This window comes from Saccharicrinis aurantiacus, from assembly GCF_001660705.2.
GTDB lineage: Bacteria > Bacteroidota > Bacteroidia > Bacteroidales > Marinilabiliaceae > Saccharicrinis > Saccharicrinis aurantiacus.
Window position 1 is genome coordinate 75997 of record NZ_LYBV02000038.1, and the last position, 20913, is coordinate 96909.

A 20913-nucleotide genomic window follows, 5' to 3' on the forward strand; every position below is an offset into this window, starting at 1 on the left:
CGACTTTTAAATATATAGTGGCAAAAATTCAATCCCCATAGAGCATGTTATATTAAAAGAGAAAAGCAGAATAAGGTATTTGAAGACCTCGCTTAGAGAGGCAAATACTCAATGGGATGGTTTTACGGATTCAAACTACACTTTCATTGAAACGGTAAATGATGATCTAAAAAATATCTATCAGGTTGAACATACAAGAAAATGGTCATTTGAAAACTTTCTCGCAAATTTAATTGTCAGTTTAATAGCATATCATTTCTCACCTAAGAGGCCCTTTGTAAATATATACATCATAGATGATGACTATATTAATAAGGCTACTTAGATCGAACTCAGCTTATTTATTCTTTTTATCCCTTCATAAAAGTTATTTTCTCTTGAGTATATCCTTAAAATTCGATTACTAGCCTATCAACAAAAGCTGTATAACGATCATATGATTTTGTAATCTTGACCGTTTGCTTTTAAGTCTTTTCTGTTCATTTTGTTATTCATATCATCTTGTATTCTTAATACTATTGATGTGATATAATAATGGGTTTCTATTTTATGTGTTTTTTTACTTAAAGGTATTGTAATAAATGCTGCTTGAAAAAAAGAATCATCTGTTTTTGCAAAGCTATTAATAGTCTGCGATATTATTCCTAAGTCACTTTTATTAGAAATAGTTTTAATGTACGTAACTTTTATTTAACAGTATGTACATAAGTGTCCTTAATTACGTAAATTATGTTTACTATAAATTTGTGTATAATATGAGATTAGTGGAGTGATTATGTTTATTTATCACTACCAATTTTGTGTTCGTCAAATTAGATAGTTTATTAATGTAAAATATATATCGAGTTTTATCTAATTAATTTTACATATAAAAATAACGTCCTCTGAGTTGTAGGTAAATCACTGTAGCCCTGTGTTTACGGGCTTAATAGTAACAAAAGGTTAGTATTAAAACCAAATCAAAATATATGTTGTATAACATATAAAAAGTATTCTCATTATGAAAGCCCATGTATAGTTACTTACAACACTAAAAAAAACGACCATAAAAATGAATATCATTTATGTGTGTGTATTCTATTTTGAATATAACATAATTGTAATATTTTTGTCGCGTCATTTATTTTATTAATAATTATAATCTATTTTATGAGAAATTATGTTGCAACAGGTGCGTTGTTCTTAATTTTTTCCATTGGAGTATTTGCGCAAGGAAATTCTGATCGTACTGCTTCATTTGAAATTGGAACATCGCCATTTGTGGACAGCGAGGCGTTACTCACGCCCTCGTTTTTAAAAGCACGTTACTTCTTTTCTGATTTTGCAGCTCGTTTGAGCATTGGCACTGATATGCTTTTTGTAAGCGATCAGGAAAATAACGCAGAATCGGTAAAGAATTTGGCTGACTTTGAGATTAGGCCTGGTATTGAGTATCATATCTCGGCTAGTGAGAATGCTATACCTTTTATAGGTGTAGATTTTATTTATGCATCGCAAGCAAAAAGTTTTGATACAGAAGCTGGAGCTCCTGTTGATGGCGCTTGGGATGTAGATGATTACGAGAATTCAAGAGGCTTTAATGCCTGGGGTGTTAACCTAGTGGCTGGTGGCGACTACTTTATCAAAGGTGGTAATTTTTATGTAGGAGCTGAAGTTGGATTCGAGTTTTTAAACATTGATTACGCTGAAGTAAAATGGAACGAACAAGTGTTGAGTTCTTCTACTACTATGCGTCAATTTAAACCAACATTAAGTAGTATGCTACGTATTGGTGTTGCGTTTTAAACCTTTACTTAATTTTTAAAAGAAAATCATGAGAAACAAAAATTACACATTTAATGTGTATAGGTTGTTGATTGTATGTACCTTGCTATTTGGAGCAGTACATAACAATTCCTATGCGCAAAATTTTAGCATTGATGCAAGTCAAAGCTCAGACCCTGCTGATTCCAAGCCGGATAATGACGATGATAATCGAGTTTATCAATACGTTGCAGGGGAAACACTAATTAAAGCTGTTTTAGAAAACTTTGTTGGCCTAGATAATGGAGATCCACTTTATCTTTATTATAATAAGAGCAATGATGCATCTGATTTAAATAAAGAACAAATCATTAATACTCAAAATTTCGATACAAATTGGTCATCACGTTCTTTAAACGGTTTGATTAATACGGTAGGAGAGTATTCTGTATTTGCTGGTCACTTTTTAGGTCGTTTCGATAATTTAAGTGAATTGAATTATACGGATGATATAAATGATCTTGTTGGAGGTGAAAAGTTTGAAGGTTATGTGCTTGGTAGTGCAACAAGTACTTATACTTCTGGGCATATTCCAACATCATATAATAGCGTTAATTGTGACCCAAAGGCTCAATTAATAGTGACAATACCAGAAGGGGCTGAAGTTACTAGTGTAGATGTTAGCTATTCTATGACAGCTACTAATGGCGCTTATATGAGTGAGCAATATTCTAAGATTTCGTGTATCACTACAGGAGGTTTAAGCGAAAGTTCTTATTCTTCTGGAACAGGAAATAGTACAGGTACTTATTCTTACACTCGTTCGTTAGATATTGCTAATGGGGTTACAGCAGGTGGCTCTATTGTTTTTGAAATGGATGCATATAGAACCTGGGATTCAAATTCTGATACTGGAGGATGTGGAACTTCATTTAATAAGGTTGATAATGGAACTTGGACAATAACAGTAAACTATAGAGAAGCAGTTGTTGATTTCCCTATATCATTTACTAAAAGTGGTAACCGTTACCTAACTACTAATGCTTTTGCATTAAATGCTGAAATAGAAGGAGATGTAAATTTAGTTGTTGATTTTGATCTGCAAAATTCACAAACTTATCCTCTTGTGGTTGAGTATTCAACAAACGGAGGTAGTTCTTTTACCGCTTTAGAGTATAATAATGGTACTGAAGATGTAAGCGAAATATTCCCAACATCAAACTTCCCTGATGCATTTGAACTACCAGCTGCAGCTTTAAAATCAGCAACATTGTTTCGTGTACGTCAGGTCGATGCATCTGCTCTAACGCCTAATAGTAATTCTTTTACAATAAATTCTATGTCAATTGTAAAAGGAGAGGCTATTCAAGCAATTTACACGCAAAAATTAGGCGATTTTGAAATTGTATCAGAACATGTTAATACTGATCCAGTACCGTCCGTTAAAAGTATTTCTGCTGTAAATAACAGTGTTAAATACCCTGGAGAAGAGGTAGAATTCCAAATGGAAATTGAAAATATTGATGATTTTAATGGTTTATCTTTATTTGTAAAAGGGCCTTTAAGTGCATACCAAAAAGTAGTACCTTCTTCTACTGATTTAGCAAATGATCAATTGAATTTTAAGTACGTACTACCAAGTAACATTGAAATGTATTACGGTCAGGGAATGACAATTGATGCAATGTTAGTTGAGGGTGACGAAATTGTTGAAGGTTCTAACGGATACGATAATATTATTACTTACACAGAAATGTTCTTTGATGCGGAAAACTTAATGGGTTCTAATTCAATTGCTGGTAACGATATTGATTTTACCTTATCAGGTACAAGACAATATACAACTCTACCTATTGAGATTACTAACGCAAGTAATGCCATATTATCTGCAACAATAACACGTTTAAACGAAGCAGTACCTACTACAGGTAGTGATATTGTTATTGAGTATACCACAAATGGTACTACCTGGTTACAACTCGGTGATAACATAGCCTTAGGTGGAGATGATGGTGTTGGCTTATCAGGTAAAAGTTTCGAGTTTAGTCTTGATGAGAGTATTGTTTCTGAAATAACACAATTCCGTGCCCGTCAGATAACGGATAATAATCGTGAAGATATTAACACATGGCAGTTAAGAAATTTCCATTTGTTTATTTCTGGTAGAGGGGGGAATATTATTGAGAACCCTGTTTCTGCAGCTGTTTCGATTGCTTCTCCAACTATGACTGTTGAGTTAAAAGACAATAGCAATGAGCTTATTTATTCTGGTGATGAAGTAACATTTACTATTAAGGATGTAGACTCTGACTTTGTATTGCCTGACTATGCGTATATTGAAGTTACTTACACAAGTTACGATGATAATAGTAATGTTGTTGATAATAGGTTCTTACAAACTTTAGATGAGTTAAAGGACGGTGATTTTGATGTAAAGATCCCATTTGATAACGGAGGGTTTAAAAACTTATTTGTAAGTGTTGTGGCAGACGGATTTTCTAATAAGGCATCTGCACCGTTTACTGTTCAGTCTCCTTCGGTTGAAATTACATCTGTTTCTAATGATCTTGTTGATAATGATACTGAATTTAATGTTGCAGGCAAAAACATTGAGGTAGCATTTAAATTAGATGGTAATGTTGGTAGCGATATCGCTTATTTATCATTAGAGTATTTTGATGGTTCTGAGTGGATGAGTATTGCGCAACAAGAGCTTACTTCTGGAACAACAGGTACAATAGCAGGTGAATTACCAGTTGCTTATTTTGGTGATGTTTCTAGTATAAGAGTAGCATTATTACCAAAAGAGTGTGAGGATAGTTTTACTTGTTATTCATACGAAGATCAAACTTCGCATTTTCGTGATGATGAATACAGGTGGTACGATTTTTCATCGGCACTACCAGGCTCAAAGTATTTAACTGATGTTACAGTAATTACAGAAATAGAAACTGAGAGTTTTGATAATGTTTATCAGTATAGTTCTGATTGGGAAGTAATTTCAACAAATCCAATTGTTTCTAGCAATGTTTATCAATCATCCGTAATTAATTTTAATGATTATATCGCTGTTCCTGAAGATTTATTAGGTACTAGTGGTAAATTAGGAATTACTTATGATGCAGATGTTAATCTACGCAAGTTAAGAGTAATTACTCCTTACCAAGGAAAAGTTATATCTGCAGCAGAAGAAATTAATGTTGCTTATCCAACAGTTTCACTTTCTGATATTAATGAGTTTTATGGCTCACAGTTTTATTCAGCCCAAGAAATGGAGTTTCAATACTCTACCTTTGCTATAGAAGAGGGCGACGCTAAGTTTGCTATCTATCTTGAGCAAGGTTCTGAGTATATTATGTTAGATATTAATTCTAGCGTTGGTTTAGTAAATCGAATAGTAACAATGCCTACAAGCGCGGCTTTAACAGAGGCAGGTTTTGATCTGAATAGCAAATTTGATGTTCAAATTGTTGCTTTTGATCCAGCTGATGAAGAGGCTATAATCTCAGATATTGACAAAACGTTTGTAACAAGTGATTTTACAGGATATGGATATACCATTAATTCTGATGGATATGATTTTTATTTCTCTAAAGAAGGACAGCGTTCTATTGTAATAGTTGAGAAACTTGAAAATTTAGCTGATTATAATGAAACAGTTACTTTATCTTTTGATTATTACGCAAGCATCCAATATCCAACAGAGAGCACCTTACCAAAGGTTCAAATTTCAAGTGATAATGGAGAAACTTATACAAGTATAGAGATTCCTGAATCAGAATATGCTTCATTGGCTTGTCTTGATGCTTCAGGAACACACTCTTACGAAGTAGAGATACCTGTAGAGTATCTATCTGAAGGTAATTATATACGTTTTATACAAGATGTAGTAGCAGGAGCTGATATTAATACTTGGAGAGTGAGTAATGTACACCTTTCTGGAATTAATAATCTATTGGATTATGTACTTCGTTTACCTGGAGAGCGCGAAATTAATTACTTCGAGAATGATGAGTATGCATCATATATCAACTTTGATGCTTACCAAATGTCGGTAACTAGCTTCGATTATGATAATGAAAATAGCTTTTTACCAGAGGTTCATGAAGGGGAAACAATTACATTAGATTGGAAACCAGTTTATGACGAAGAAGGTGAGTTAGTACAAGGTATTGAGTGGCCAGCAAACACAATGTTTGAGTTCATGTTACCATGTAACAATGACGACGGCTATCATACTGTAACAGTTGACGCTGCAACACAAGAGTTTGATTTTACTTTAGCAGATTCAGTAGATGTTACTACAGGGCTTTATAATATTAAAGTTAAAGCTACTATTGTAGATGAAGAAGGAGAGGTACTTTATCAATATCCTTCTGAAGGGGCTTCATATTCGCATGTTAATATATTTACACGTGAGTGGGCAGATATGCAATTGTTATTTACTAACGAAACTACACCAACCTTACTTCGTTTAAATGCTGAACAATTAACAAGTACTGATTTCTATTTAGCAGATACAGCTGTAGTTAAATACGAATTACATGGTGAGTGGACTGAGGATATTCAAATGGCAGGTGTACTTGAGTTGTTTGACGCGTCAGATGATTTAATTGAAAGACAAGTGCTTGAAATAGCTGATGAACTAATTGGAGATTCAATAGCTGTTAAGATACCTAATTCGGTAGAAGAAGCTAATCGTTATGAATTAAAACTATACCCATATATTGGCGATGCTATCGAGTTTGGAACTACTATAAATATTGAAAATGATGAGCTAATTGTTGAAGGAGGTATTGATAATTCTTATTGGTACATGAATGCAGAAGGTAACAGATCTGTTACAACACCTTCATATGATTTATTCGGTAAGAATAATATGACATTGTCTTTTGTATATGCAACAAACTCTATTACTGAAAACCCAGCAACCTTACCTAGGTTAGAAGTTTCAATTGATGGAGAAAACTTTACGTTCTTAGAAATAAGTGAAGATCAATCTCAATTTGGAAATCTAGGTTACCTTCCTGAATCAGAAAACTGGAGAACATTTACTGTAGATGTACCTGAGGAATATTTGTCTTCTGCTACTCAGTTCCGTATTGCTCAAGAAACAAGTTTTGATGCAGACGAAGAAGTGTGGGCTGTATATAATTTTAAATATACTTACGGTACTTATAATATTGTAGAACCAAGTATTAATGTAAATGATGACGCTGAGGAAGAATTTAGATCTCAGGAAGTTAATATTCTTCAACCATTAGTTTCTGATTATACTTTCGAACTTGTGCGCGATGAAGATGGTTTTGAACCGGTATTATTCCCAACTGATGAAGCACAGTTTACTTTTACAACAGAGGCTGTAAACTATCCTGAAGGTACAGAGTTCTCTTTTTATATCGAAGATTATATCGAAGAGCCATTTATGATCGCTTCAGCGGCCGATACTGTATTTACATTTACATTGCCTAACGATATTGAGCGTGGCACTTACGATGTGTACGTACATGTTGCAAATGGTGAGTATGTATACGAGGAGTTATTGGATGAAGATGGTGATTTAAGATCATATGCTGGTTCAATTAATGTTTACAACCCAGTTCTTAAAACAGTAGTTAATGAAGAGGAAGTAATCTATGCAGGTAACACAGTGAGTGTATCTGGTGTTTACGAAAACTCTGATCGCACGCCAAATGCCGATTATTACTATAACCTAGTATTAACAGATCAAATTGGTGATCAGTGGTTATTAGCTACTAAACAAGGCAATGCTGAATTTAACAATGTTGTTATACCTACATTTGTTGGTGGTGCAAATCGTACATTCGAGATTGTAGTATCAATGAATAGTGCAGTTGGTGTTGTTGGCGAAAAATATGAGTCAATAGATGATAAAGTACTTAACAGTTCTGATGATTTTGAAGAGAGTAGAATTAATCTTCCAAATTATTCTGAAGGTACACGTGTTACATTAACTACTACAACAGAATTAGATTTAACAGATAAAGCTTTTGTTAAATTTGATATAGCAGCAACAGAATTAGCTGTTACTGATAATCAAAAAGTAGTTCTTGAGTATTCTATTGATGGTGGTTATACCTACGTTGCAATGGCTTCTTATCCTGATGAGCGTTTCGATGAAGAAAACATGAGTCAAGAAGAAAGAATTGCTATTCCATCTGAAGCTAATATCGAAGGTGCTCTTCTTCGTTGGAGAATTGAAGAGTTTAAAGAGTCATTTAACTTATCTAACATTGCGCTTGAGTATATGTCTACTGATTATACATACGCTCCAGTTATTTCTCAATCTGTTAGTGAGTTTGTATCATCTCAAAAAATTAACATTGAGGATGTGGTATATACACCAGGTTGTGAAGGTGGTGTACTTGATTTAACTTATAGTATTAAAGGTAAATTTGGAGCAGATGCAGAGCTTAAGTTAAAATCTACAAATGGTAGTTACTATGAAGATCTAGAAGGTGAAGATATTGTATGGACTAGTATTACAGAAGGTTCAGGTATTATCACGCTTCATTTAAATACAGTTGATTATTTCAGCGAGAGCGAGAATCAGACATTTGAATTTGATGTTAAAGATGAAACTGCTTCTGAATTATATGAAGAATCAGATTATGAGGTGTCTATATCAGGTGAGTCAAGTCGTATGACTGCAAGCTTATATAAAGTAGCTGAAATTAATAATGTTACTTTAAGCGCAGATAATCGTAATTGCGTTGAGGCTGATCGTATTGCAACTATTTCAGGGGTGCAAGAGCACTTTATTTATCAGCTACGTAATTATGTAACTGGTGAGCTTGTTGGAGATGCTGTTGTTGTAGATACAGAGGATGAAGACCTTATGGATAAAGAAACGTTCCCTTATTATAATGGATCTTCTTTAGATATTAACTTAGGTCTACTTACAGAAGAGTTAACTGTAGAGGTTCAAGTTACTTCTCAAGCTAACGATCATTCATTTACATGTGTTACTGAAATACCTAATGAACAAGCTAAATTTTATATAAATCCAATTCCGGCTATTCACTATACCGATGGTACAAATAGTGTAAAACAGCCTATTACGGAAGCTCAATTATTTGAAGTATGCGAAGGTACTTATCCTTATACTTTCTACTTTGGTTATTATAAAGATGGTGCTTGGAATTCGGTTTCTACAAAATGGTTACGTAATGGTACTACGGTAGCAACTTCATCTTACTACAATGATTATTCAACTAATGGTAATTATACTATTGAGTATGACTTAAATGAAAACTGTAGTTTACTAGAACCAGTAACATTCGCTATCGAAATATACGAAGTTCCAGAACAACCTACTGTTACAATGCCTGAAGAAGAGTTTACTTGTGAAACTGAAACAGTAACATTAACTGCAACAGAAGGGTACACATTCTATCGTTGGTACAAAGATGGTTCACAGCAGTATACTTATAACCAAACTCTTGAAGTTAATGAATCAGGAGTTTATCAAGTTGAAGTATCTAATGTTGCATTTGACAAAGAATGTGTAAGTGCTATATCAACTCCTGTAGCTATTGATTTACATACTTTTAATGATATTTCATTGTCTGCAACTTACATTTCTTTATGTGGCGATGATAATGTGGGCGAGTTAACAATGTATAACACTCAGGCAGAAGTTACTTACCTACTTAAGGATGAGGTTTCAAATGAGGTATTTGCCACTGTGGTTGGAACAGGTTCGACTGTAACATTTACTACAGAAGCCTTTGAGAAAGACATGCAACAACTATATGTTGAAGCTGTTTGGGATAACGACGAAAACTGTACTAAAATATTTGAAGAATTACTAGTTACGGTTGAGTTTACTCCTGAGTATGTGATGTTTGTAAATCATGAAACTGTAAATTCTTATACTGAGGTAACTGAGGATATGCAAGTTTGTTATGGTGCTAGCTTAAAAGTTTCAACAGCAGATGAGCAAAGTAACGGAACGAACATCACTTGGCACAAAGATGGATATACTTATTCTAGTTCGTATTATATTAATGAAGTTCCTGAAGGAATCTATAAAGCACGCTTTAGCAATGGTAATTGTGAGTATGATATCGCTACAGTTACAGTATTGCCAAAAGTTGAGAAACCTATGTTAACTGCTGATGGTGAGTCTCAATTCTGTGAAGGAGAAGGTGAGTATACTTTAATTGCTCCAGAAGATTTTGCTGGATATATTTGGTATAGAAACAGTACTTCAATGACAGATTATCCTTCAGATGTAAATACACTATCGCTAACCAATGGTGGAGGTTCGTACTATGTAAAAGTAAAGAACGAAGCTGGTTGTGTAAGTCCTATGTCTGATGCTGTTAGTGTTGAGATTTATTCTAAACCATCAGTTCCAGAGGCATCTCAAATTTGTGATCCAGAAATGGTTAAAGTTTCTGTGTCGAGTGTAACAACAAATGCAATTTATTCAATCATTAACTACGAAACTGGTGAGACTTTAAGTAACTCATATGTTGCAACAAGTAGCAGTAGTTTCACAATGCAGCTTTCTTCTGAAATATCGGGTAGAGTAACTGCTGCAATAGTTGCGCAAAAGGTTGGAGAAGAAGCTTGTTCTGTAGAGTCATTACCATTTGAAGTTAGTCCAAGTATGATAGAAATTGTTGCGTACGGTAATGTACTTGAAGTTGAAACAACTATTTCAGGATCGTACAGTTACGTTTGGTTCCGCAACGGAAATCGTATGAACAATCAATCAGGAAGTTCAATTACTATTTACGATGATGCTCAATATTCAGTTATTGCAACACCAAATAGTTCAGATGGATGTAAATTAGAAGCTACATTTGGTGAATTAGCAACTACTGAACCTGATACTGAGATCGAAGCATCAATTTATCCTAATCCAGCCACTAATTTTGTAAATCTTAAGCTTGCTAATTATGAAGGCGATGTAAATGTGAAGATTTACGATGTATCTGGTACTCTTTTCGGGTCATATACTTACGAGGCTGATGCTAGCTCTGATAAACAGATTGATTTAAGTAACGTTAGCAAAGGTTACTTTAACCTTGAGGTTACAGCTGGTGACAAAACTATTGTTGAGCGTTTTATTAAAAACTAAAAAAACAGTATTAAAATGAAGAATATAAAAATAGCAGTGTTATTGTTATTCATTGCAGGAGCTTTAAGCTCCTGCCTTGAAACAGAAACACCAGAGCCTGCAAGTATTTTAACAGGTGAATGGGAAGTTGAAAATGTAATGGCAGACGGAGAAGTAGAGTTTGTATCCATGTCATCACTACATTTAAATAATAATGGTAAATTTTTATTTATTAATGTAGATAATTTCGCTTCTGCTGGAGATTGGCAATCTGAAAGCACAGATAAGTTAACCTTAACGGGAGATGATGATTATATACAAGAGTATACAGTTGCATATGTTGATTGGGATAAGCTTGAAATATTTAGAGCTATGACAATTGGTGAAAGTACCGTAACAATTAGGTATTTGATGCGAAGAATAAACTAAGAACTAGTTTATTGTAATTTTTAATAATGATGCCTGGTAGTATTTTGCTACCAGGCATTTTTGTTTACTTATCTTTAAATTAAAATCTACTAAAAATAATAACCAAAGGCTTGTAATCTTTACTTAAAACCAATCTGCCAGAAATAAAATGTAAGTTCAATCGTTTGAAACGGCTTTTTTAAAAATATCTCTACTAGCTAGCACATAGAGCTTTTTATCTGCCAATAGCAGTTTATTTTTTAGTAGGTGCATTTATTTTAAAAATACAGCACTAATCAATTACGCAAAATTGTATTATAACATGCATAAGTTGATTTTAACCATGGTCTAGAAATGTACCTTTAATTTGTGTTAATTTAGGGGGGTGTATTGGTGTGTACATATATTGCTAAGTATTAATTCTTGAGTTATTGATCAAAGATTTTCATCTTTCAGGTAATAATCATTTTAAATAAATTAACTCTAATTGATATGTTATTTAAAAATTTCCATTTATTCTTTCTGTTGATGATATTTGGCACATTAGAAAGTCAAATAACTAATGAAACATTTAAAAATCCTATTTTATCTGGGTTCTACCCTGATCCGTCTATTTGCAGAGTGGATGACACCTATTATATGGTAAATTCTACATTTGAATGGTTTCCTGGATTGCCAATTCATAGAAGCAAGGATTTGGTAAATTGGGAAAAAATTGGGCATGGCTTACATCGTCCTGATCAGATAAAGTATAATGATGGCTTAAGAAACTCAAACGGGATTTTTGCGCCAAGTATTAGGTATAATAATGGTACCTTTTATATTATAACTACGATGGTAGGACAAAAGGGGAATTTTATAATTACTGCGAAATATCCTGCAGGACCATGGAGTGATCCAATGTGGATTAAGGATGCTCCGGGTATTGATCCATCATTATTTTGGGATGACGATGGCAAATGTTATTACACAGGAGCTGGTATTGTTGATGGAACCCAAGGGGAATGGCCCGGCAAAAATGGTGTTTGGATGCAAGAAATTGATCCGGATAAAGGTTTGTTATTAGGCAAGAAAAAGCAGTTAACTTATGGCCACGCTTCAAATGCACGTTGGGCTGAAGGACCGCATTTGTATAAAATTAATGGAGAATATGTATTACTAATAGGAGAGGGCGGAACAAGTGAGTTCCATGCTGTAACTATTTTTAATAGTAAAGATTTATGGGGGCCGTATGTGCCAAATCATGCAAACCCAGTATTAACGCATCGCCATTTGGGCTATACTTATCCCATCACACAAACTGGGCATGCTGATTTAGTACAAACCCAAAATGGAGAATGGTGGAGTGTTATGTTGGCAAAACGTCCTGTTGAAAAGCATGCAATTTTAGCACGAGAAACTTTTCTTGCAAAGGTTGAGCTTTGGAATAACGAAAGTGGATTAACATTAATGTACAATCCTGGTTTCGGATTACTGAAGGAAAAGATGCAAAGACCAAATTTACCCTGGACGCCAGTACCTGCTGTAAAAGAGCTTGATAATTTTGATGGCGACAATATTGATTTAGAATGGAATTGTTTGCGCACGCCAAATGTATCATGGTATGAGCAGGTAAAAGGTAAAATGCAAATTGATTTACGTCCGGAAACGGTTAATGAGTGGAAAAACCCTTCTTATTTAGCGCGCCGAGTTAAAAGTCATTATTGTGAAGCATCCACTCAAATGGAGTTTTCTTCTAAAAAGGATAATGAGAAAGCGGGTTTAGTGCTTTATCGTAAATCATCAACTCATTATCAATTACTTCGTCAGAAAAATGAGATTGTTTTGCTTAAAACAACGGCAAAAACAGTAAAAGGTGAAAAAGGAATAAGCGAAGAAATAGCTCGTTTGCCTTATAAAGGGAAACAAGTAATATTAAAAACTGTAGGCGATGGTTTGAATGTAACATTCTTCTTTGGAAGTTCAGACAAAGACTTAACACAAATTGGAGGAGTACAAGATATGTCTTCATTTAGTGATGAAGTAGCTTGGGGATTTAATGGAACCTATATTGGAATGTATGCCACGTCAGAAGGTAGTGAGAGTAATAAAAAGGCAGCTTTTGATTGGTTTAAGTTAAAGTCAAAAAAATAAGCTTTTAGTAACTTTTTAAATGCATCAGAGCCAATAGTATTAAACTGTTGGCTTTGTTGTTTTTAATAATAAAGTAATACACTAATAAATAGTTTAATATCTAGAGTTATTAAAACAAGTTTGCGATATCCTTTTTTTTAGTTTAAAATCTAGTAATTTTATGGTTACTTATAAATTGTAAATGAGAGCCAGTTTTCTTTTAATTTCCTTTGTATTTAGTCTTTTTCATTTGAGTAGTCAAAATAAATCTGATTCGCTTTATTTTACGGGTGATATAGGTACTTGGGTTCATAGTAATAATAACTATCCATTATCATTAGGAGCGCGTATAGTACCAAGCTTAACATATGACTATTCAAGTGAAAATAAGCATAAGTTTAGTGTTAATGCAGCTGCATATGCCTGGGGAGTTATAAATACTAATTTTGATGATTATACTTCTGATGGAGAAATTAGTTTGTATCGCTTAGCCGGAAGTTACTCGTATGATAACTTCTCATTTTCATTAGGCTTACAAGATATTAGTTTTGGATCGGCGCGTATGTTACGGCCATTAATGTGGTTTGATCTTCTCGATCCTCGAGATCCGATGAAGATTACAGATGGTGTTTATTCAGCCTATGGAACTTACACTTTCACCAACTCATCCAAGTTGAGTTTATGGTCACTTTATGGGAATAATAATCTTAGGGGATGGGATTGGTCTCCAAGCGTACCCACTATTCCCGAATTTGGCGGACGTTATAAGTACCCATTCGAGCGGGGACATATGGCCTTTAGTTATCATCATAGAATGATAAATGTGGAGCAAGAATCTCAATCAACCGTATTAGGAGAGCGAAAATACGGATTTGATATGAGACTAAACTATACTTTTGGCGCTTGGGTTGAAGCATCATGGAATAATATAAACAATAAAGGCTTATACTTATTTTCTAATCAATCACTGCTTACTATTGGTATTGATAGAGAGATTGAATTAGGAAATGGTCTTTACTTTGCTTTTGAGCATATGTTGGTATCCTATCATCAATCTGCTTTTTCTTTTGATAACAGCAGTAATATTTCTGCTTTAGAAGTTTCTTATCCTATTTCAAATAGAGATAAGTTTAAATCCATAATATTTTACGATTGGGATAATAAGCAAGGGTATACTTTTGTTGAGTGGGAGCGTACCTTCAAAAGATTATCGGCACATTTAATGGCCTATGTAAATGCTGATGATACTCGATTACCTAATCTGCGAAATTTGAAAAACATGTATCAAGGGCCTGGTATTCAATTAATGTTTGTGTACCGATTTTAATTGAAGTTTTTAATATAACTTTTAATAACATCAATTAATAAAGTTATTTGCCACCAAATCTTTTGTTCTCTAATTCTATGATTTCAAGATCTTTAACTTTTCCATTGTCTAAATTAAACCGAACAGCTGTTCTTACAGCATGAAACCCGCTAATGCCTGCTGCACCAGGATTGATATGTAAGCATTGCAATTTCTCATCATATATAACTTTCAATATATGAGAATGTCCTGCAATAAATAAATCTGGTGGATTATTAAATAATTCAGCTTTAACTCTTCGGTCATACTTTCCAGGATATCCACCAATGTGAGTAATCCAAACATCAACTCCTTCAATCATAAAACGCTCATTTTCTTTAATAGAACGCCTTATAATTGCATCATCAATATTACCATAAACTGCTCTTGTTTCCTTTAGCTGTTGTAATTTATCTAAAACTTTAATGTCGCCAATATCACCAGCATGCCATATTTCATCGCAGTCTGCAAAGAGATCGATGAATCGAGGGTCGAAATGAGAGTGGGTATCCGAAAGTAAACCAATTTTTATCATTAAAAATATATTAGTAAGTCGCTTCAAAAATAGGTAGAAATTTGTTTAACTCACAAAGTACTTTTTTAACTTAGCCATGTTAATAGTAAATAATAAAAAGACAAATGAAAAAGCTCATACTAGTTAGGCATGCTAAAACAGAACAGTTGTTTGATTATTCCAGATCAGATTATGATCGCAATCTCCTCCCAAGGGGCATTGAGGATAGTAAACTTATTGCAACACAACTTAAGGAAATTGGTTGCAAGCCAGATATATATATAAGCAGCAGCGCTAATAGAGCTAAACAAACTTGTGAATTGTTTTTAGAATACCTTGGTCCTATGGGAACAGAAGTTTTTTATGAGCGCTTTATATATGAAGGGTACACAACCGAAACGATGTTAAAATACTTATCTGGTATAGATAATAAGAAAGAGTCTGCAATTCTCTTTGGCCATAATCCTGATATTGCTGGGTTTACCGTAAATTTAACCTCCGAAGATTTAATTCACTTTCCAACAGGTGTGGCTGTAGTATTAAAATTTGATGTAGATTTTTGGGATCAAATAGAGGCCAGGCAAGGACGTGTTGAAACTTATTTATATCCTAGTATGTTTAAGGGTTCAAATTAATTGGAAAACTAAAATTGCAGATGCTTGTTTCATATTAAATGCAAGTAATTATGAAAGCAATCAATTTTATTATTTTACTATTGTTAATCTCTGTAAGTATGGTATCGCAAAATAAGAATTATAATAAGCTTACTGAAGAAGAACAGCGTGTTATAATAAACAAAGGAACAGAAATGCCTAATACAGGCAAATATAATAAACACAAGGCAAAAGGAGTTTATCAATGCAAGCGTTGTAATGCACCATTATATTTATCGCAAGATAAATTTGAATCTAATTGTGGTTGGCCTAGTTTCGATGATGAAATAGAAGGTGCTGTTAAAAAGGTTAGAGATGCCGATGGGTATAGAGTTGAAATTATTTGCAGTAACTGTGATGGGCATTTAGGGCATGTTTTCTATGGAGAAGGATTTACCGATAAAAACACACGTCATTGTGTAAATTCAATTTCATTAATTTTTAAGCCTTTAAAAATTGAAGACAAATAAAAAGCTTTATTTAAACTTCATTATTCTTGTTATTAACTTAATTTATCAAAAAAAAACTATTTTTGCTCAAATTTTGATTTGTAATAAAGATGTGTATTCCCTTGCGTTATCTACTTCAAGTATCTTGTATTTTTGTTTATGTATTTTTGTTAAATAGTTCTATCTATTCACAAGATAGCCTTCGTAATTCCACTCAAACTATCATTTTAAATGATAGTTTTGATTATGATGAAACTTTATTGCTATTTAAGAATTTAAATTTACAGGATTTTGAAGATCCACACGTATACCTTTCTGATTCAAATAGTATAATTAGAAATCAAATATTATTTAAAAATTTGGATGATTCTGATTACAGGGGCTATTCTTTATCGCTTAAGTATTATTCCGATGATAATTTAAAAATTGCTTACCAACCTACTCTTGAAAAAACTTATCTTTTAAGTTCTAAGCAGGGTTTTTTAGATAGTCTAGCCTACTTTAATAAAACAAGTAGTTTAATTGGAGAACCACTTAACCTTGTAAAAAGTAGTGAAAAGCTATTTGCAACCAATCCCGAGCTAGTTGAATTTGTTTGGAGTGAAATACCAGAACCACATCGTACAATAACAGATAGGAAGTATTTGAGTAAACGCTCTGCTGAAGAGGGTATTGCACTATTGTTAGATTATGATAACTATGAAACAAAAAAGCAATTAGAAAAGCGCGTTAGAAAAGAAGGTCCGTGGTACACCGGAGGCACAGAAAGTCTGCAGTTCGCACAAACTCACTTAAGTAATTGGACCAAAGGTGGAGAGAGTACCATTTCATTACAGAGTGATTTAATATTAAAGGCAGATTATAAACAGGGAAATGTTGAATGGGAAAATTATATAAGGCAGAAACTAGGTATTATTAGCTCTGAATCAGATCCTGCAAGGATTAATACGGATCAAATTGAGCTTTTCAATAAATATGGCTTAAAGGCATCTGAAAAATGGTACTATAGTTTGGTATCTAATTTTAAGTCGCAATTGTTTACTGTAGATGGTGATGAGGGAGAAAAGGCCGTATCTTCATTATTGGCTCCTGCATATATTACATTCTCGCTGGGTATGGATTATAAACCAAATGAGAATTTTACATTGTTATTTTCTCCTTTGTCTACTAAATTTACCTATGTGATGGACACGGTCAAAGTAGATCAAACTCGATATTCCATATCTGAAGATAAGAAATCTGCAAATAATACAGGTTTTTCGATGCTGAATACATTTGTATGGGATATATCAACAGAGTTTAAATTAGTATCTAATTTAGATGCTTTTGTTGATTATCGAATAGCACAAAACTTTTACCAAGTAGATTGGGAATTAATTTTTGACATGCGCATAAATAGGTATTTGTCTACTCGAATAAACACCCAGTTGCGATATTTTACTAATGAGTCTGATAAACTGCAGTTTAGAGAGTATTTTTCGGTAAGTTTCAATTATGAATTTTAAGAAAAATGTGATTTTTTTGACATTTATTTGCTTAAATATTTGGTGGATTAAAAAACAGACCATATATTTGTATCACACAATCAGAACAAACAATAGCAAGTAATGATTTGCTAAACAAAATATTAAAGGTCTTAAATTTTCTCATAGTTTAGGGTTAGGTTTGGTTAAAGATTGGAAATCGTCGAGGGTTCTGCCTGAGACGATTTCTTTATATAAGACTTAAAAAGAGGGTTAGGTTTGGTTAAAGATTGGAAATCGCCAAAGGCTCCTGCTGGAGGCGATTTCTTTTAATCAACTTCAAAATATTAGAGAGCAATCTCTTAAAGATAGGGTTAGGTTTGGTTAAAGATTGAAAGCCGTGATTAGATTAATCTAATCGCGGTTTTCTTTTTTATAAACACAGCCTAAAATATTATGGGATCACCGGCAAAAGTTCCGGATCACGGATACTTTACTTCACTAATTCCAACTTTACTTTTTGTCGGATATCGGCAGAAGAACTACCTATCCAAATTTCAAATCCTCCTGCTTCGGTAATCCATTTGTTTTCGTTTTCGCTGAAGAAAGAGAAAGACTCAGGAGCTAATTCTATGTCAATCACTTTTGTTTCATTGGGTGCTAATTGTACTTTTTTAAATGCTTTTAATTCCTTTAGTGGACGAGGTTCGCTCGATTTTTTATCTCGTACATAAACTTGAACTACTTCTTTACCAGCTATAGTTCCCATATTACTCAAGGGTACTTTTAGCTTAACAACTTCGCCTATTTTAGCTTTTGCTGATAAATTAGGTTTACCATAATTGAATTGTGAATAGCTTAAGCCATGACCAAAAGGAAATGCGGGTTCTTTTTTATACTTATCAAAAAATCTGTAGCCCACATAAATGCCTTCATCGTAAGAAATAGTTTCCTTGTTAGAATACCACTTATCAGGGAATTGCGAAACTGATTTAGGTATAGAAACTGTAAGTTTAGCCGAAGGATTAACGTCTCCAAAGAGTATGCTTGCCAATGCGTTTCCACCTTCTTGTCCTGGGAATCCTGCGTATAAGATTGCTGATACATTGTTTTTCCATTGCTCGCAAACTACACCGGCGGTAAAAGTAACCACAACCACATTCTTATTCACTCTGGAGACTTCTTTTATTAACCTTTCTTGTGCAGCTGATAAGGCTAAGCTCTCTGATCTGTTTAGTTTTTCATCGCGGTCTACTGCCTCGCGCTCCAGACTGCCAGATGTTCCAATAGGCATAATTACTACATCTGATTTTTTAGCCAACTCAATTGCTTTATCTAAATAGACATCGTTACCATAATCCCACATTAAGTGCAGTTGGTTGCGAGATGCTGATTTACGGAACTCTACTTTGATATCGTGATTTCCCTGTTCTAAATAAGCAGAGCCCATAGCATATCTATCCCATCCAACATCAGGCTTGGTTTTGTCAAGCACTAATTTTCCATCAATAAATACTTTGGTAAGTCCCTGTGCTTCCACTTCAAAAGTATATTTTCTGCTTATTGGAGCTTTTAATTTGCCTGTCCACTCTACCGAGAATCCGTCTTCAGAACCATTTTGTTTATCGTTACCTTGTTCTATAATTTCAGGTGTCTTTTGCCAGAAAAAACGAATGTTCTTATCGACCTTTACATTGGGTTTACCTTTTAGATTACTGTTGGCATAGTATTTAGCCTCTAGTCCTGGTTTATTATCTGTAGTTGTGAAAAATTCAGGTTGAATAGTTGTACATCCGTGGTCGCCATAACAGCCTGGTTCAAAAGTAACCTCAATTCCTCTGGATGCATTTTTAATTCCGGCAAACGGCGTTATCATTCGTCCTTGTTGTGGAGAAATAGAGGCACTACCTCCTCCTTGTAATAGCTGATAGCTTTTTTGTCCGTTACGGAAATGAGCTCCAAATTCACCATTAGGACCAATTACGGCAATGCTTTTCACCTTACCTCTGTCAAGTGGAAGAATATCATCGTCATTCTTAAGAAGAACAATCGCTTCTTCCGCCATTTTTCGTGCTAGTTCAATTGTTTCTGGTGTTGCCATTTCTTCAGGACGAATTTCTGGTTTAGCATCCATAACTCCAGTAAAATAGCTTACATAAAGAATACGTCTGACTTTCTCGTCGATTTCTGCTTCGCTTATTTCCCCTTGTTTTAGTGCCTTTAGAACATTGGCTGAAGTCAATGTTTTTGGTCTTGGCATCTCTAAATCAAGGCCAGCATTCAGCATTTGTGCTGCGTCATCATCAGAGCCAGACCAGTCTGTCATTACAATACCTTTAAAGCCCCATTCATCTTTCAAAATATCTTGAATTAGGTGCTTGTTGGCCGAACTATGGGAGCTGTTTACTGTATTATAACCCGTCATTACACCAAGTACTCCACCATCAATAACAGCCTGCTTATATCCCGGGAGATAAATTTCTCTCAAAGCTCTTTCGCCAACATTAACATCCATGTAATTTCTTTCGCGTTCCTGATTGTTACAGATAAAGTGCTTCATTATGGCAAAATTCCCTGGCGACTGAATCCCTTTTACATAAGCAGCAGCAATTTGTCCGTTCAAATAAGGGTCTTCGGTAAAGTATTCCATGCTTCGTCCTCCTCGCAAATCACGAATGATGTTCATTGCAGGTCCTGCGTTCGATTGTCCGCCTGCTGCCTTCAATTCTTTTCCCATTGATGTTGCAACTTCTTGCACCAATTCAGGATTCCATGTGCATGCCATATTAATGGATGATGGATAATAAGTACCATTCTTCTTAACATATCTGAGTGCACCAATGCCATAAGGGCCGTGATAAATTTTTATTGGCTCAATACCCAAGCGTTTGTTTTCTTTGGTGCCATCCCATTTGTTAGGGCCGTGTCCGCCAATGCGCATTCCGCTAATGTAATCAACCTTTTCTTCCAAGGTCATTCGCTTAAGCATATGATCCACTTTTGCATCAATTTCACTTGCTGTTTGCTGTGCAGAAACTCCAAAGCAAATGGCAAATGCAAAAGATGCGAAGATCAATTTTTGTAATTTTTTTCTCATTTCATAGAAGTTTGAAGCATTGGGCAGCTTGTTGCTGC

The 20913-nt window shown here is 34.2% G+C and carries 10 protein-coding genes and 1 pseudogene; 9 read left to right on the forward strand and 2 right to left on the reverse strand.

The features are described 5' to 3' along the window. Positions 1-63: 63 nt before the first annotated feature. The 6 genes and pseudogenes from A8B35_RS23725 to A8B35_RS19990 all read left to right on the forward strand — a co-directional run. Positions 64-325 (forward strand): annotated as a pseudogene (locus A8B35_RS23725) (transposase); the annotation flags it as partial. A gap of 824 nt (positions 326-1149) precedes the next feature. Next, positions 1150-1785: a hypothetical protein gene (locus A8B35_RS19970; RefSeq protein ID WP_068475385.1), complete on the forward strand. Its 636-nt coding sequence runs from the start codon at positions 1150-1152 to the stop codon at positions 1783-1785. A gap of 28 nt (positions 1786-1813) precedes the next feature. Next, complete coding sequence (locus A8B35_RS19975; RefSeq protein WP_068475388.1) at positions 1814-10855, forward strand: T9SS type A sorting domain-containing protein; 9042 nt, start codon at positions 1814-1816, stop codon at positions 10853-10855. Between the two features lie 15 nt (positions 10856-10870). Beyond that, positions 10871-11263 carry a hypothetical protein gene (locus A8B35_RS19980; protein ID WP_068475390.1) on the forward strand — a complete coding sequence of 131 codons (393 nt, stop codon included), beginning with the start codon at positions 10871-10873 and terminating at the stop codon, positions 11261-11263. Positions 11264-11734: 471 nt separating this feature from the next. Further along, on the forward strand, positions 11735-13375 hold the full coding sequence (locus A8B35_RS19985; RefSeq protein ID WP_222844193.1) for a glycoside hydrolase family 43 protein: 1641 nt from the start codon (positions 11735-11737) through the stop codon (positions 13373-13375). Positions 13376-13556: 181 nt separating this feature from the next. Continuing rightward, a complete protein-coding gene (locus tag A8B35_RS19990) occupies positions 13557-14681 on the forward strand; it encodes a hypothetical protein (protein WP_068475394.1) in 1125 nt (374 codons plus the stop codon). A 43-nt stretch (positions 14682-14724) separates the two neighbouring features. Here the strand turns inward: A8B35_RS19990 and A8B35_RS19995 are convergent, their stop codons facing one another. Continuing rightward, a complete protein-coding gene (locus A8B35_RS19995) occupies positions 14725-15261 on the reverse strand; it encodes a metallophosphoesterase family protein (RefSeq protein ID WP_245820821.1) in 537 nt (178 codons plus the stop codon). Between the two features lie 77 nt (positions 15262-15338). Between A8B35_RS19995 and A8B35_RS20000 the strand changes: the two genes are divergently transcribed. The 3 genes from A8B35_RS20000 (at position 15339) to A8B35_RS20010 (ending at position 17820) form a co-directional block, all read left to right on the forward strand. Further along, positions 15339-15848: a SixA phosphatase family protein gene (locus tag A8B35_RS20000; RefSeq protein WP_068475397.1), complete on the forward strand. Its 510-nt coding sequence runs from the start codon at positions 15339-15341 to the stop codon at positions 15846-15848. 50 nt (positions 15849-15898) lie between these two features. Next, on the forward strand, positions 15899-16336 hold the full coding sequence (locus A8B35_RS20005; RefSeq protein ID WP_083634583.1) for a methionine-R-sulfoxide reductase: 438 nt from the start codon (positions 15899-15901) through the stop codon (positions 16334-16336). Between the two features lie 89 nt (positions 16337-16425). Beyond that, positions 16426-17820, forward strand: coding sequence for a DUF3078 domain-containing protein (locus A8B35_RS20010; RefSeq protein WP_068475399.1), 1395 nt, complete (start codon positions 16426-16428; stop codon positions 17818-17820). A gap of 451 nt (positions 17821-18271) precedes the next feature. Here the strand turns inward: A8B35_RS20010 and A8B35_RS20015 are convergent, their stop codons facing one another. Then, positions 18272-20875, reverse strand: coding sequence for a beta-glucosidase (locus A8B35_RS20015; protein WP_075603797.1), 2604 nt, complete (start codon positions 20873-20875; stop codon positions 18272-18274). Between the last annotated feature and the right edge of the window lie 38 nt (positions 20876-20913).